The 16584-nt window shown below is 41.5% G+C and carries 12 protein-coding genes; 7 read left to right on the top strand and 5 right to left on the bottom strand.

Features of this window, described 5'->3' with window-relative positions; genetic code table 11:
- Positions 1–180 precede the first annotated feature (180 nt).
- Both ACWA2B_RS04315 and ACWA2B_RS04310 read left to right on the top strand, forming a co-directional pair.
- Positions 181–4245, top strand: a complete 4065-nt coding sequence (locus tag ACWA2B_RS04315) for a glycosyl hydrolase (protein ID WP_449291736.1) — start codon at positions 181–183, stop codon at positions 4243–4245.
- Positions 4246–4517: 272 nt separating this feature from the next.
- Complete coding sequence (locus ACWA2B_RS04310) at positions 4518–4877, top strand: hypothetical protein (protein ID WP_449291735.1); 360 nt, start codon at positions 4518–4520, stop codon at positions 4875–4877.
- Positions 4878–4933: 56 nt separating this feature from the next.
- Here the strand turns inward: ACWA2B_RS04310 and ACWA2B_RS04305 are convergent, their stop codons facing one another.
- Together ACWA2B_RS04305 and ACWA2B_RS04300 are read right to left on the bottom strand one after the other, a co-directional pair.
- On the bottom strand, positions 4934–6070 hold the full coding sequence (locus ACWA2B_RS04305) for a DUF4179 domain-containing protein (RefSeq protein WP_209947879.1): 1137 nt from the start codon (positions 6068–6070) through the stop codon (positions 4934–4936).
- On the bottom strand, positions 6042–6617 hold the full coding sequence (locus ACWA2B_RS04300) for an RNA polymerase sigma factor (protein WP_449291734.1): 576 nt from the start codon (positions 6615–6617) through the stop codon (positions 6042–6044). Before ACWA2B_RS04300 ends, ACWA2B_RS04305 begins: the two co-directional genes overlap by 29 nt.
- Positions 6618–6913: 296 nt before the next feature.
- On the opposite strand from ACWA2B_RS04300, the gene ACWA2B_RS04295 reads away from it, so the two are divergent.
- Together ACWA2B_RS04295 and ACWA2B_RS04290 are read left to right on the top strand one after the other, a co-directional pair.
- Complete coding sequence (locus tag ACWA2B_RS04295) at positions 6914–8287, top strand: helix-turn-helix domain-containing protein (protein ID WP_449291733.1); 1374 nt, start codon at positions 6914–6916, stop codon at positions 8285–8287.
- 65 nt (positions 8288–8352) lie between these two features.
- A complete protein-coding gene (locus ACWA2B_RS04290; protein WP_449291732.1) occupies positions 8353–9750 on the top strand; it encodes a helix-turn-helix domain-containing protein in 1398 nt (465 codons plus the stop codon).
- A gap of 85 nt (positions 9751–9835) precedes the next feature.
- Here ACWA2B_RS04290 and ACWA2B_RS04285 read toward each other — a convergent pair whose 3' ends face one another.
- A complete protein-coding gene (locus ACWA2B_RS04285; protein WP_341040149.1) occupies positions 9836–10225 on the bottom strand; it encodes a helix-turn-helix domain-containing protein in 390 nt (129 codons plus the stop codon).
- Positions 10226–10479: 254 nt separating this feature from the next.
- Here ACWA2B_RS04285 and ACWA2B_RS04280 point away from each other — a divergent pair, with 254 nt between their 5' ends.
- Complete coding sequence (locus ACWA2B_RS04280; RefSeq protein ID WP_341040148.1) at positions 10480–11901, top strand: DNA-binding protein; 1422 nt, start codon at positions 10480–10482, stop codon at positions 11899–11901.
- A 289-nt stretch (positions 11902–12190) separates the two neighbouring features.
- Complete coding sequence (locus tag ACWA2B_RS04275; protein WP_023990607.1) at positions 12191–12418, top strand: aspartyl-phosphate phosphatase Spo0E family protein; 228 nt, start codon at positions 12191–12193, stop codon at positions 12416–12418.
- Positions 12419–12653: 235 nt separating this feature from the next.
- On the opposite strand, the gene ACWA2B_RS04270 is transcribed toward ACWA2B_RS04275, so the two are convergent.
- Both ACWA2B_RS04270 and ACWA2B_RS04265 read right to left on the bottom strand, forming a co-directional pair.
- Positions 12654–13469, bottom strand: a complete 816-nt coding sequence (locus ACWA2B_RS04270) for a flagellar motor protein MotB (RefSeq protein ID WP_039271420.1) — start codon at positions 13467–13469, stop codon at positions 12654–12656.
- On the bottom strand, positions 13453–14280 hold the full coding sequence (locus ACWA2B_RS04265; RefSeq protein ID WP_029514537.1) for a flagellar motor protein: 828 nt from the start codon (positions 14278–14280) through the stop codon (positions 13453–13455). The genes ACWA2B_RS04270 and ACWA2B_RS04265 overlap by 17 nt, the downstream gene beginning before the upstream one ends.
- A 208-nt stretch (positions 14281–14488) precedes the next feature.
- On the opposite strand from ACWA2B_RS04265, the gene uvrB reads away from it, so the two are divergent.
- Positions 14489–16480, top strand: coding sequence for an excinuclease ABC subunit UvrB (uvrB, locus tag ACWA2B_RS04260; RefSeq protein ID WP_029514536.1), 1992 nt, complete (start codon positions 14489–14491; stop codon positions 16478–16480).
- Positions 16481–16584: the final 104 nt, after the last annotated feature.

Genomic DNA, 16584 nt, shown 5'->3' with positions numbered 1-16584 from the left:
AGGTAATATTATAAATCCAGTTTCAAAGAAAGAGGGTGTTGTCTTCGGCTGGAACATTTCAAGCAGGGATATGACGCTGTACCAGAACGATAAACTCGTTTGGAATCAGGAGCCTTAAAGCCTTGTAGAGCGGCACTCGTATGGGTGCCGCTCTTTTCAAACTTAAAGGAGGAAAGCGGCATGAAGGAGAAAAATAGTAGTGGTATTTGGTCCAAACGTTCCAAATGGCTGCCGGTCGTCATGGCATGCACGATTATAGTAGGGGGGGCTCTACCGACTCCAACTGTAGTTCACGGTCAAACGGCAAAGACCGTTACCATTAAAGTCGATACATCCAAGGATCGTAAGCCGATTAGCCCTTATATTTACGGTACGAATCAGGAATTGGCAGGCGATGAGAATCTGACTGCCAGACGACTTGGTGGCAATCGAATGACCGGATATAACTGGGAAAACAATATGTCCAATGCAGGAAGTGACTGGATGCAGTCCAGCGATAGCTATTTATGCGACAACGCCGGATTGACAAAAGCCGAATGTGAAAAGCCAGGTGCGGTGGCAACCTCGTTTCACGATCAATCGCTGAAGCAGGGCACATATTCTTTAGTCACGCTGCCGATGGCTGGTTATGTGGCCAAGGATGGAAACGGAAGTGTGCAGGAAAGTGAAAAGGCCCCTTCTGCTCGTTGGAATCAGGTCGTAAACGCTAAAAATGCGCCGTTCCAACTACAGCCTGATCTGAATGACAATCAGGTTTATGCGGATGAATTCGTCAACTTTTTAGTGAAAAAGTACGGCGTTGCTTCAACAAAGACGGGCGTGAAAGGATATGCGCTCGACAATGAACCCGCTCTCTGGTCGCACACGCATCCGCGCATTCATGGTGAAAAGGTCGGAGCCAAAGAGTTGGTAGACCGGTCGGTAAGTTTATCCAAAGCTGTTAAAGCGGTTGACGCGGGTGCGGAAATTTTTGGGCCCGTTCTTTACGGTTTTGGCGCCTATACAGATCTTCAAACCGCACCTGATTGGAACTCTGTAAAAGGCAACTACAGCTGGTTCGTGGACTATTACCTGGATCAAATGCGCCTTAGCTCGCAAGCTGAAGGCAAGAGATTGCTGGATGTTTTCGACGTCCACTGGTATCCCGAAGCGATGGGCGGAGGCATACGAATTACGAATGAGGTAGGCAATGACGAAACGAAGAAAGCCAGAATGCAGGCGCCTCGTACTTTGTGGGATCCGACCTACAAGGAAGATAGCTGGATCGCTCAATGGAACAGTGAATTCTTGCCTTTATTGCCTCGATTAAAGCAGTCGGTGGATAAGTATTACCCGGGAACCAAGCTGGCTTTGACTGAGTATAGCTATGGCGGCGAAAATGATATTTCTGGCGGTATCGCTATGGCCGATGTGTTGGGCATCTTGGGCAAAAACGACGTTTATATGGCAAACTACTGGAAGTTAAAGGAGGGTGCCAACAACTACGTTAGTGCCGCTTACAAGCTTTATCGCAATTATGACGGAAAAAGCTCTACTTTCGGTGATATCAGCGTTAACGCGCAAACGTCGGATATTGTTAATAGCTCGGTGCATGCTTCTGTAACAGATGCATCCTACAAAGAACTGCACCTCGTTGTCATGAATAAAAGCATGGACAGCGCATTCGACGCCCAATTTGATCTTTCCGGCGAGACGACTTACGGTTCCGGTAAAGTATGGGGCTTCGACAAAAATAGCTCGCAAATTAAGGAATCCGCACCAATCACGCAAATTTCAGGCAACCGCTTTACCTATACAGTACCACCATTGACGGCTTATCATATCGTCTTGACTGCTGGCAATGATACGTCTGTGCCACCTGTGGAAGGTCCTGAAAGCTTTGCGCTGAGGGCTGAGGCTGGCGATGGGAAAGTCGATTTATCCTGGGACGCTTCCAGCGGAGCTGTAGGGTACAGTGTACAGCGGGCTACGTATGAAAACGGTCCTTTTACTGCTGTAGCATCCAACTTGGTCGAAACGTCTTATACAGATACCAACGTAACGAACGGCACTTCTTATTATTATAAAATAACCGCAAAAACAAAGGCGGGAATAAGCGAATCCAATGTTTTGAAAGCGGTTCCTAGAGCGCCTGTAGACGGATCGAATCGCTATGAAGCCGAAGAGGGCACGCTGAAGGGAACCATTGTGGAATCCAGCGGGACTGGCTTCTCAGGTACTGGTTATGTAACTAATTTCCACAATCCGGGGGATTCCCTGGCGATGACGATTCAGGCAGAGGCGGCAGGCTTGTACAATCTTACAATCGGCTACCGTTCTCCTCATGATGACAAACGCACGAACTTCTCTTTAAACGGCAAAGCGTCTGGCGAGCTGATACTTTCGAAATCGGCTGATTTTAAAGAGACTTCCGGTGGTAAGGTTCTGTTGAATGCAGGGGCCAATACGATCGGTTTTGAAACAGGCTGGGGCTGGTATGATATCGACTATGTCAAGCTGGAGCCAGCTACTGACCGTCCACCGCATGCGGTAACCAAAACGCTCATTAATCCGAATGCGACGATAGAAGCAAGAGCATTGATGAACTACCTGGTTGATCAATACGGGAAGAATATGCTCTCTGGTCAGGAGGAGATAAACGAAATTGATTGGCTTCAAGCCAATGTAGGTAAAAAACCAGCAATTGCAGCGCTTGACCTGATCGACTATTCGCCAAGCAGAGCGGAACACGGTCTTAGTTCCACAGAGACGGAAAAGGCGATTGCATGGGATAAGCAAGGGGGCATTGTTACCTTTGCATGGCATTGGAACGCACCGAAAGGTCTGATCGATACGCAGGGAAAAGAATGGTGGAGAGGCTTTTATGCCGATTCAACTACATTCGATATCGAATATGCGATGAATCATCCAGAGTCCGAAGATTATACATTGCTTATTCGCGACATCGATGTAATTGCGGGGCAATTGAAGAAGTTGCAGGATGCGAAAGTTCCTGTGCTGTTCCGTCCTTTGCACGAAGCGGAAGGCAAATGGTTCTGGTGGGGCGCCAAAGGCCCTGAGCCTGTTAAAAAATTGTATATTTTGATGCATGACCGTTTGACGAATGTGCACAAACTGAACAATTTGATTTGGGTATGGAATTCTGTTGCTCCGGATTGGTATCCGGGAGATGAGTATGTGGATATTTTGAGCTTTGACTCTTATCCGCAAGCAGGCGACTACAGCCCGCAGATTGCAAAATACGAAGACCTTGTTACATTGGGCAAGGACAAAAAGTTAGTTGCCATGAGCGAAAACGGACCTATCCCGGACCCTGATCTGATGAAGGCGTATCAAGCCCATTGGAGCTGGTTCGCTACATGGTATGGGGATTTCCTGAGAGACGGCAAACAAAACAGTCTGGAGCATCTGAAAAAAGTGTATAATCATCCGAACGTCATTACGCTTGAAAAGCTCCCGACTAACTTAAAAACGTATGGCATTACCGAGCAACCATCAGTACCGGGCAGCTTCACGCTGAACGCAGCGGGCGAAACGGCGAAAGTAAAGCTGAGCTGGACAGCATCGGCGAATGCCGCAAGCTATGAAGTGAAGCGTTCGACGGCTGAAAACGGTACGTTCGCCACCGTAGCGAGCGATGTATACGAAAGCAGCTACACCGACACAGCCGTAACGGCAGACACGATATACTATTACCAAGTCGTAGCGAAGAACGATGCAGGTCAAACGCTTTCGAACACGGCTAGCGCAGCACCGAAAGCGGATACTCAGCAGCCGACAACGGGACTGGTGCTCCAGTATCGCACAGCGGATACAAATGTGAACGACAATCACTTGAACCCGCATTTCCAAATTGTAAACAAAGGTACAGCCTCCGTACCGATCAACGAGTTGAAAATTCGCTACTACTACACGATCGACGGTGACCGTGAGCAGACATTCAACTGCGACTATGCAATGCTGAGCTGCTCAAAGCTGAATGGTAAACTGGTTAAAATGGATAAGGCTGCAACCGGTGCTGATTATTATTTGGAAGTCAGCTTCAACTCAGATGCAGGCGTGTTAGCACCTAGAGGAAGCACGGGCGGAATTCAAACTCGTATTCATAAAACAGACTGGTCGAACTATAACGAAAGTGACGATTACTCGTATAAAGGCACGCAAACTTCATTCGCCGATCATACGAAAGCTACGTTGTATCATAATGGGGTACTTGTTTGGGGAACCGAACCGACAGCTAATTAAAATGATATAAATACTATCGCTGAAATGAGCAGGGGGATTTGTATCCTACCTGCTCATTTTTTTATACGAGAAGCCATCTATATGATTATTTTGTAAAAAATGAAATGATATGTTTATTTCTATTCTTTTTGTAACATATCAAGAATTAGAATGGAATTAATTAGAAGGAAGGGGGTTGGAAAATGTAACAGAAACGTAGCCACAGACATAAAGCAAGGTGTTTAGTAGCTTAAGAACTTTTAAAGAAGACTATTAAAGAGGAGAAATGACAAATGAAAAAAGCAATCTTAGCACTATCAATTTCCGCGTTAGCTTTATCTTTAGGGGGAGTAGCTTCGGCTTCACCAGTAAGTTCAACAATATCTGTTGGAGCTCCAGCAAAAGTAACCGTAACCTTTAGTCCTGCTAACGGAGAAAAGCCACCTATTACAAAGCAGGATACCACACTTAAATTAGGTATAGGTAGCTCATATGCTATGGAAGGTTCTAACTGGATGATTTTGTATGGAAGTGATGTTGTCGAACTTCATGGAAATAAAGCTAAGATGATTGGCTATGGTTCAGCTCAGGTTGAAGCCTTTAAATCTAATGGAGACAAACTTGGAGTTTATACTTTTAAGGTTGAAAGATAGTATTTATATGCAGTGAAGGAGGTGAAGTACGCTTCACTTCCTTCACTTATTTATTATCATGGATTGATTGGGTAAGTAATCTCTAGATCAGGGAAATACTCTATTTTTGGATTTCCATCTTTGTCTAATTCAAATTTGCTCTTATCATCTTTTCTTAAGATAACCTTGTCGACCTTTATAGTAATTGATTTGGGGAGAGAGGTGAAAGGTTCAAATCTTGAATCAGTTATCAGAACGTTGCCATCCGTAGCACTCCAACCATTGCTGCTAATAGATTTCAGTTGTTTTCCTTTATCATCGTAAATTTCATACTCCAAAAAAGGAAGTGACGAAATTTTCGAATTAGTAGGTAGCTTTATGCGAGTTGTGATGCTGGTTGTAATCGGTGTGAGCTCAACTTTTTCTAGGGTATAGTCAATGTTTGAATACTTTCGCTTAAGAGACGGTGTAAAAACAAAGTTATTCTTGGTGTTCTTTTCCACAGGAATTTCTATTTTAAATGGTTGCTTAATGCCGGAGACAGGCATGGAGACTGTTAAATTAAACTTATCTGGGAAAGGCTTCCCTCCCTGGTTACGTAAATCTGAAAATTGTATAATTGTTGAATTAGAATTTTTCCCAGGTATCGTATAAGGATCAATGGAGTTGCTAGTGTTAGCAGGTGCATAAGAGTGTATGTCTTCTCCATTAATGGAAAGTATTAAATCATCAAGTAATAAGGGTAATTCAGTGTTTAAAAATCTTTTGTCAGTGGTTTGTCGTTCTAAGGCAATGGATATACGTGTTCCATCAAACATAACTTCCGGTACGCTGAGAGTCAGGCCATCGTGAGTGTCACTAAGATTTGGTTTGGATACTAGCCCTTTTTCATCCGCTGTTTGTAAACCAAGATCACCAGCAAGCTGGAATATAGAATCTATACCTGGAATTTGTTTCAAGGAAGCAGCCATTGTTGGTGAAATAAATCCAGTACTAACGACAAGTGCAAACGCCATTACAAGTGCGGCGGAGGTTCCGAGAAAGGTATTGCGAACCCTTTTCGAACGGGAGTTAGAGCGCTTATAGCGTCTTGTTTTCATTGTACTATAGCGTTCCATGGTTCTATCAATTAAATCCACTTGTAATGGAGTATTCCGAATAAGCTTTTGTAAGTGCTCAATTTCTTTATCTTCCGGGTTTAAATGAGTGCTCAATTTGTTTTCCTCCCTTTTCATTGTAGTTGATTAGCTTTTTACGGAGTCGCTCATATCTTTTTCGGATCGTGGATGATTTCAGCCCCATAATTGTAGCAATCTCTTCGTAGTTGTAATCCTCAAGTGAACGTAATAATAAAATTTGACGATCTTTTAATGTTAGCTGATCCAGTAACTCGTGAATTAAATTTGTATATTCGTGTATTGGCTGTTGCTTTAGATTCAGTTTGTACTGAATGAAGGACTTGAATGTTCTAGCGTTTCTTTTTAATAGGTCAGTACAATGATTTTGAGCGATTTTGTAAAGCCAAGCTGAAAAAGAGACGGTAGGTACAAAATGATGTATATGTTCTAGCCCTCTAATGAATATTTCTTGAGCAGCATCTTCCGCTTCTTCCCGATTTTTAAGTAAATAGTAGCAGTATAAAAAAATCTGTTGTTGATAACGCCGTATGATATGTGTGTATGCTTGTTTGTCGCCTGTTTGGACCTGCTCTATGACAAGATTGATATCTGCGTTTTGATTATTTGTATTTAGCTTTTCCATTAACGTCCCTCCCTTCTGCCTATATAACTGAAAAAGATATGCATTTGTGACATCCAAATAAAAAAACTTGAAGTTTGCTTTTAATGCTTCTCCAGATGTACCTCATTTAACTTTTCAATTATCACGGGATTCATTAAAAAAAGACTTCCTTCTAAGGCATCATAAAATAAAATGACTTTATAGACCATATATTTCACTATTTTAATTATTTTGTAATGTAATGAAGTTCTTATGGTCGAAATCACATGTTAAGTATGACTTACGATATAACTGCAACTATATTGAGGGGGATTGAAATGAAACATACACCTACGATCCGCTCGACGATAGAGACCGAACTCAAGCAAAGGGGATATACATTTAGCAGCTTTAGTAAAATATCTGGTATTAACCGTGGTACATTCAGTACCATGCTGAACAGTAACCCGCCCAAGCCAATCTCCGTTCGGCAGATGGACCTGATTACTAAGGCATTAGGATATCCCGAAGGCTGGTTGTATGAGTTATACATAGATGAATGCTTTCACGAGGGGAAAGGGCACTGGAAACGGATTAAGCCTTTTTTATTGCGTTGTGTAGATTTAGGAAAGAAAGACTGTATTCAAAAGGTATTATGGAGACTAACAGAGGACTTGTCTTATGTATTGACGGTATTTGAGTTTGCAGAAGAACTACATAAAGGAGGCAAGGAAAAGGAGTCTGCCCCTTTTTACGAGTGTGTGGTAGAGAACGAAAGATATTACCACTCGGAACGTCTGGCTATTAGTCAGTACAGGTTGTTTCGTATACAATTAGGTACCAATGCAGAAGAAAATTTAAAGTTAACTATTTTATTTTCTCCTTTTTTAGATCGTTTACCTGAAGCTTATCAGTTGGACGCTTTGTTGCAGATGGCCAATATTTATTCTTCTTTACACAAGTGGAGTCAAACTATTTTTTATAGCCAGAAATTGTTGAAACTCACAAAATGTATATATGAATATAGGGTAGCTCAAGATGATATAAAGCATGATAATTTTGAGCCGTATTCTAGCGAACGATCATTAGTAGTTTATTATGGGCAAGCGTTATTAATGCAAGCTTATTCATTACAGAAGCAAGAATTATATCAGGAGGCTAAAAAAATTGTTTCCAGATATGCAGATTTAAGTTGGTTTAAAGGTTTGGATGAGGTTGGCCAAAGAGAAGTTGAAAAATTAAAAATGTATGCAACAGCTAATGGATATGTACTGGATTTATTAATGGGGGATAAAAGTAATTTAGAAGAGTATATTTTACTACTGGAAGAGAATGAGAAAGAGATATTGCCAGGAATTCTCACATTATTAGAGGTGGCTAATAAACAATCCTTTAATATAGACAATATATTAAAGCGTTTTAGTGATTACATTCAAAAGTTCTCTGAAAATGAGGATGCATTATATATGGATGATTATTGCAATTTTAATTTGCAACTAGCTATATATCAATTTAATTTTAAAGATTATAATGCTGGAATAAACACAATTCTTAGAAATATAAAACTGGCAACATGGGTGAATAGTTCAAGTGTATTTGCACAATCTATTATATTGTTTGAGAAGTATAAAAATTTTTCTACAAAGTGTCAGTATAATGAATTTACAATTCATAAAGAGAAATTTGGGAAGGACTTTAATTTTGCGTTTTAAGCCAACGATCAAGGAACATGAAGTCGATTTTGAGCTAACAGTATTATTTGAAATGAGGTGTTAACATGAGATATACACCTACGATCCGCTCGACGATAGAGACCGAACTCAAGCAAAGGGGATATACATTTAGCAGCTTTAGTAAAATATCTGGTATTAACCGTGGTACATTCAGTACCATGCTGAACAGTAACCCACCCAAGCCAATCTCCGTTCGGCAGATGGACTTGATCACTAAGGCATTAGGGTATCCCGAAGGCTGGTTGTATGAGTTATACATAGATGAATGCTTTCACGAGGGGAAAGGGCACTGGAAACGGATTAAGCCTTTTTTATTGCGTTGTGTGGAGTTGGGGAGGAAGGAGTGTATTCAAAAGGTATTGACGAGACTAACGGAGGACTTATCCTATGTGTCTACAGTATTTGAGTTTGCAGAAGAACTGCATAAAGGGGGGAAGGAAAAGGAAGCTGTCCCTTTTTACGAGTGTGTGGTAGAGAACGAAAGGTATCATCATTCCGAGCGGCTGGCTGTCAGCCAATATAGGCTATTTTCTTGCTCTTTAAACAAAGATCTGGAGAATAATCGTCAACAAGCTATAAAATTTGCTCCATATCGCAGAAACTTGCCTGAAAATCATCAACTGGATGCTTTATTAAAGCTGGCAAATGTGTACTACCAGGTTGATGATTGTGAGACAACTATACAATATGCTAAAGAACTTGAGGAGATCACCAAAAATATTTTTGAACAGCAGATTCTAACTAGGCAGAAAAAACATGAAATCAAGCCTCTAAATACAGAAAGACATCTAATCGTCTATTATGGTCAAGCCTACTTAATACAGGGAGTTGCCCTTGAAAAGCAAGGGCTGTATGAAGAAGCAATGAAATTTATACCTTACTATGAAAAATTGACTTCTTTTAAAGGGCTAGATGAAGTGGGAGTTTTAGAAGCACAGAAATTTGAAATGTGGGCAGAGGCAAACCGTTTGAATTTAGAAATTCTAATGGGAGATATGACTAATTTACCCGCTTATGTGGAACTAATTAGGAATAATCCTCAGGAAATATTACTTGGACTACTAACCATAATAGAGTCGGCCAATACCTACAATTACACAGTGGACGATATTTTGATCAATTTTGCTGAGAATATTAATGAATCTAGGAACTTACGCACAAATATTTCTTATTATATGACGAACTATGACCTGGTGACCTATTCTCGCTTTTTTCTCGAGCTTAGTCGCTATTATTTTAATAAGGGAAACTATTCTGAGGCGATCGATAGTATGTTGAACAGTCTCAAAGCAACCTCACAGTTGAATGATAAGGCTTTCTATATCAGGTCTATCACGTTATTGTTTGAGAAATACAAAGACCATTCGACACATGAACAACGGGCAGAATATGAAAAAGTACTTAAAGCTGTCGAATATAACATTAAGCAAATGACGCCTTAAAACTCAAAAAGGCTATGTACTTTTCTACTATAGGTAGAGAGACATAGCCTTTTTTACATTTAGAGAGTATGGCGCACCGCTAATTCTAAGAATTTAATTTATCATTAGCATCCGAATCACCTGATTTACTCACTAAAAGCTCACCCTCTGAAGAGGTGAACAGTTCTTTTATGATCCGATAAGCTTTATTCTGTTCTGCTTCACTCTGCTGGGAAAGAATATGAATACATCCCCATATCCAGGGCTGGCTTTTGAGTTCTTCATATGAATTAAAGTTAAAAAATGCAAATACGTTTGTGTTCAGCGCCTCTGCTATTTTCTCTAATGTTTTGATCTGCACATTGACTTCACCACGTTCCAACTTCCCTATGTAGGAGCCTGTTGAATCGGATGCTTCTGCCAGTTGTTCTTGTGTAATATCACGCAATTTTCGAAATTGGCGAATTTTCGTTCCTATAAGTTTCGTCGTTTCCATAGACCTCCACACTCCTATAGTATGAGTGTAGACAAAGCCAGATCAGGCGTGGAGGTAATTGTATTGCCTAAATTGTTATATATTTAGTTTTTGTGAGAACTATTTAATAAACATCAAATTCCATAATATAATAAAACAGTGTAGAAAAGGGGTTGACCATCATCCAATTTATTCATATAATTTCTAGTATATTGTAATTGATTGTCGAGGAGGGTGATTTTTAAAATCATCTGAATACGCCGGGGGTGCTTTTATTGGAAAATGCAACCACGATTCGTTCGGAAATTGAGAAAGAACTAAAACTTGGTGGCTACACTTTTAATAGTTTTGGACAAGCTACGGGTCTTAACCGGGGCATATTTAGTGCTATGCTTAACGGGAATCCGCCTAAACCTATCTCCGTAAGACAAATGGACTTGATTACCAAAGCATTTAATTATCCAGAGGGCTGGTTGTATGACCTGTATGTGGATGAATGTTTTTATGATGGAAGACCACATTGGAAAAGGGTCAAGCCGTTCCTGATTCGTTGTGTTGAAGTGGGAAACCTGCGCTGTGTTGAGAAAGTGCTCTCACGCTTAATGGAAGATCTTAACCACATTCCGACAATCTTTACTTTGGCAGAGGAGCTTTATGAAGAAGGGAAGTTACAAGAGGCAATTCCTTTCTATGAATGTGTCATTGAGAATGAGAAGTATCAACATTCAGAGAGGTTGGCAATTAGTCACTATAAATTATTTGTAGCTTCGATAAGTCAAGATTTTGAAAAAAATTTGGAATCGGTATTGAAATTTGTTCCTTATCGTAGTCGCTTGCCAGAGAATTACCACTTGGACGCTTTGCTAAAGCTCGCTAATATATACTTCAATCTGCATAAGTGGAAAGAGGTAGAGAAATATGCAGATGAATTGCGAAATCTTGCAACGGTTATATATAACAATGAAGTTCAGAAACGAAAAAGTAAATATAAGAATAGAAGCTTAGTAACTGAAAGACCTCTTGTTGTTTATTATGGACAAGGGTACTTATTAAAGGGACTTGCATTAGAAAAACAAGGGTTTTATGACCAAGAATTAGAGTATATCTGTGGCTATAGAGACTTAAGCTGGTTTGAGGGACTCGATCAAATCGGAAAGATGGAAGTAGAAAAATTCAAAGTATGGGCAGAAGCTAATTTGTTGAATCTAAGTTTAATTATGGGGAACGTCGAGAAACTTTCTGAGTATGTAGAGTTTCTTAAGTGTAATCCTCAAGAAGTTTTACCTGGCTTATGGACAATTACAGAATCTGCCAATAGGCATGGTTTTTGTATAGATGATGTTCTTGAAATTTTTGCCAAAGAGCTAAAAACATTTAGTTCAAAAGTGCATCTTAGGGAAAGTTATTATGAATCCACTTTTATATTGGATAGTTGTGCTAATCTTTTTCAACAAATTGCAGTTTATAAATTCATACATTCTTCTTATTCTGAGGGTCTACATTATATTTTGCAAAGTTTAAAATTATACTTTCAAATAAATAATAGAAATAGTTTTGCAGAATGCACTGCACTTTTTGAGAAATATCGCATTAAATCTTCCGAGATTCAATTGCTGGAATATCAAAAAATTATGGAAGAGGTGCTTAAGAATGCGAAAGAAAATTCCCCTGCTTATATTGCTTATGAGCTTGGTTAGTATATGGAATATTGGACATTCAGAAAATGTTTATAAAGACATAACGAGCATTAGCATTTTTAATCATGGTGCAGGAGGGTAGGTTTGCTATTTATTAATGTTAAAGAAATGAAAATGCATAGTATTTTCTAGATGGATTTTATGTTCTCGAAGCCAATTCTTATGGATTGGCTTTTTTGATTCTCCCCGTTAAAGGGATGAATTGGGTTTTATTATATTTTTAACCTGTAGGGAAGGTATCAGCTTGTAAACTAATGTAAATACCACACCGAACAGGAGGTTTATTGATGTGAAATGGAAACAATTGGAGGAATGCATCGAAGAAAAGCGGAAGGAATTAAATGATTTGGCGAATGAGGTGGGATTGAAGGATCGGCGGGTGTTAATCAAGTCCATGGAGTTAGATCGACTTCTTAATAAATACAGCGACTGGAAATATAGCTATCGTAGACAACAGAGCATCCCCCAAAGTTCACAAATACAAGAGAAGCAACACGAGCTTGTCCTATCTTATTAATCTTCAAGTATCATGACAAGATAGAATCTAACTTCACCAGGGCTTCTAATACATAGTGGGATATAGAATAAACAAGATAATCTCTATTGCATCTCGTACGCTGCTCTTATCCACGTTGTTCGTACGGTTTATTGTTCTGCGTCTACATCAGGCGGAAGCCATGTATTAATGATGAATATGTATCAAAAAAACCTCCCGATTCACGTTATTACGTGACTCAGGAGGTTTTTGGGTTTTACTGTTGAAGTTGGCGTAGTACGGTGATTTCGACACGGCGGTTTTTTTGTCGTCCAGCTTCGGTGCTATTGTCACCAACCGGTCGGGTATCTGCATAACCTGCATACTGAAATCCTGAGGGTGAAAGTTGCTCTCGGTCGAGAAAGAATCGGAGTACAGACAGTGCCCGTGCGCCGGAAAGCTCCCAGTTATCCTTATACATCGATGAGTTCGATGAGCGCGTGAACGGAATGTTGTCCGTATGGCCCTCAATGCTAATCGGTGTTTTCAAATCTCGAAATAGACTGGCCAACTTGGATAGTGTGTTGGCAGAGCCTTGCTTGAGTGCAGCTCTACCTTGATCGAATAAAAAGCGGTCATTCAGCGTAATGACAATACCACGCGGCTGGTCTGACACAAAAATCTGATTTTCCAGTTTGTTGTCCGTAATATATTCTTGAATGACACCCATTAAATTTTGCAGCTCTTTTTCCTGCGTGCGGAATGCTTGTTCACGTTCGGTAAGCTTTGTCGATCCAGTTTCCTTTTTATCGGCTGCTGGTTGCTTGGTCGTGGGTGGATTCTTGCTGGTATAACGATCGGCAGTACCTGTAATGCCCGAGCCTTGCTCCAAAATAGAATCTCCCTTGTGGAACGTATCCTGAAGGGATTGAACAACGACATCGTATTTTTTAGCATCCAAACTACTCATGGCATACATCACAACGAAAAATATGAGCAGCAGGGTGATTAGATCGGCATAGGTAATCATCCAGCGGTCACGATGGTCTCCGCCGCCTCCTTGACCCCCACGGCGCTTACCGCGCGTTCTCATGGAAGTCCTCCTTTGGAGATGCGTCCTCAGTGCGTGAGCGACGAGGCGGTTTGCGATCTATATTTTGCTCTGAGCGGATAAAGAACTCCAACTTTTTGCGTACAAGCTTTGGATTCTCTCCGTTTTGGATAGCCAGAATACCTTGCAGCAGTAAATCCATCGTGATAATTTCACTCTCACTGGCTGCTCTTATTTTGGATGCGATGGGCAGAAAGATCAGATTGGCGCTAGCAACGCCGTATAGGGTTGCGATAAAGGCAACAGCAATGGACGGACCAAGCGCAGTAGGCTCGGTCAGGCTGCCCAGTACATGGATTAGGCCCATAACCGTACCGATAATCCCCATCGTAGGGGCATAACCGCCTGCGGATTCAAATATTTTGGCGTACCCCTCATGTTTGTGTTCAATGGCATCTAACTCAAGCTCTAAAATCTGTTTGATCTGTTCCTGCTCGGTGCCGTCGATGACCAACTGAAGACCTTCGCGCAAAAATGCATTCGGATGCTCTGATGAAATACGCTCTAGCGCAAGCACACCGGATCGGCGTGAGGTGGCAGCCATGGAAACCAAATCTTCTATATATTGCTCCGTAGGATTGTCCTCACGGCTAAATGCCATCCGTAGAGCGGTGGGGATCGTCTTCAGCTTGGAAGCGGGGTAGCTGATCACAACTGCGGCGAAAGTTCCCCCAAATACAATGAGAGCCGATGTACCTTGAAGCAGCCCGGTAAATTCGCCGCCTTCCCATAAGAAGCCACCGATTAATGCTATGATTCCTGCGATGATGCCCAATACGATGGTGATATCCAAAATTTAATTCACTCCTATTCAAGACTTATCGTTTGCATCCGCAGTAAGAAAGAGGTATAATACGGGAACAAACATTCTTATCCAACCATATTTCCCAAGTATCATTGCTCGGGAAATATCGACATAGAGTTACAGGTAAAGACGTTAAAGCTCGACTGGTGTAAAATCATGATGTTTCCATTTTAGACGATAAGGGTGATGCAGGGCAATGAGTGATATCGTTGTTAGCGATAAGACTTTTGAAATTCAGTCGGAATTCCAACCTCAAGGCGATCAGCCCCAGGCCATTTTTGAATTGGTAGAGGGAATTGCAGAAGGAAAGAAGCATCAAACGCTATTGGGTGCTACGGGAACAGGTAAGACGTTTACCATCGCACAAACCATTGCCAAGTTAAATCGGCCTACGCTGGTTATTGCACATAATAAGACTTTGGCTGCTCAACTGGCGAGTGAGTTTAAAGAATTCTTTCCGAATAACTCCGTCGATTATTTTGTCAGCTACTATGATTACTATCAACCGGAAGCATACATCCCGTCTTCCGATACGTATATTGAGAAGGATTCCAGCATCAATGAGGAGATTGATAAACTTCGCCACTCAGCGACAAGCTCTCTGTTTGAGCGTCGTGACGTTATTATTGTAGCGAGTGTCTCCTGCATTTATGGTTTGGGTTCGCCGAAAGAATATTCAAGTCTGCTGCTTTCGCTTAGAGTTGGCATGGAGAAACCCCGCAATCAGATTTTGTCCCGCTTGGTCGATATTCAATATCAGCGGAACGATATCAACTTCGTGCGGGGTACTTTCCGTGTACGGGGGGATGTTGTTGAAATATTCCCGGCTTCCCATGGGGAACATGCTATACGTGTAGAACTATTCGGGGATGAAATTGAACGAATTACCGAGATTAATGTGCTTACAGGTGAATTGATCGGTGAACGTGATCATATTGCTATTTTCCCGGCATCTCACTTCGTTACTCATGAGGATACGATGAAGGTAGCATTGGTCAACATTGAACGTGAGCTTGAAGAGCGGTTAGCAGAGTTGAAGGAGCAAGGGAAGCTGTTAGAAGCGCAACGTTTGGAGCAACGTACCCGCTATGATATCGAGATGATGAAAGAGGTTGGTTTTTGTTCCGGTGTCGAGAATTATTCAGGTCCACTGACATTCCGTGAGCGAGGAGCAACACCATATACGCTAATGGATTATTTCCCGGATGATATGCTGATCGTCATTGACGAGTCCCATGTTACATTGCCGCAGATTCGTGCCATGTATAACGGTGACCAAGCACGTAAGAATGTACTGGTGGATCATGGTTTTCGTTTGCCGTCTGCATTGGATAATCGCCCGTTGAAGTTTGAAGAGTTTGAGGACAAGGTAAGTCAGATTATCTATGTATCAGCTACTCCAGGACCCTATGAGATGGAGAAGTGCGAAACGATGGTGCAGCAGATTATTCGTCCTACCGGGCTTCTTGATCCGATTATTGAGGTGCGTCCGAGCAAGGGGCAGATTGACGATCTTATTAATGAAATACGGCTTCGCATAGAACGTGAAGAACGGGTGCTGGTGACCACACTTACGAAGAAGATGTCCGAAGATTTGACTGACTATTTAAAAGAAGTAGGCATCAAGGTCCGGTATATGCACTCCGAGATTAAGACGTTGGAGCGGATGGCTATTTTGCGGGATCTTCGTCTAGGGACCTTCGACGTGCTAATCGGGATCAATCTTTTGCGGGAGGGTCTTGATTTGCCGGAAGTATCTCTGGTCACGATTTTGGATGCAGACAAAGAAGGCTTCCTGCGTTCTGAGCGCTCTCTGATACAGACAATCGGACGGGCAGCACGGAACAGTGACGGTCGTGTTATTATGTACGGCGATAAGATTACCGATTCTATGGATAAAGCGATAAAGGAAACGGAACGTCGGCGTGCGATTCAAATTCAGTATAATGAAGAACATGGGATTACCCCGCAAACCATACGTAAAAAGATTCGTGATGTTATTGAAGCAACTAAGGTGGCAGAATCGAAGAATGATTACCTTCCTAATGAGACGGGTAAACTTTCCAAGAAGGAGCGCCAATCACTCATTCAGCGTCTGGAAGCAGAGATGAAAGACGCCGCCAAGAACCTACAGTTCGAGCGGGCAGCCGAGCTGCGTGATGCTTTGCTGGAGTTGCGAGCTGATTAAACATTGAGAATAAGCTAGAAGCAAAACATATGAAAATAAAATGTTTGATTGCTTTGCTTTTAAAAATAGTGAGGGCGGCCTATGTGGTCGTTCTCTTTGCGATA

It is taken from the genome of Paenibacillus sp. CMM36 (genome assembly GCF_053570945.1).
Note: the sequence above shows the minus strand (reverse complement) of the source record. Positions and strands in the feature narration are given on the sequence as shown.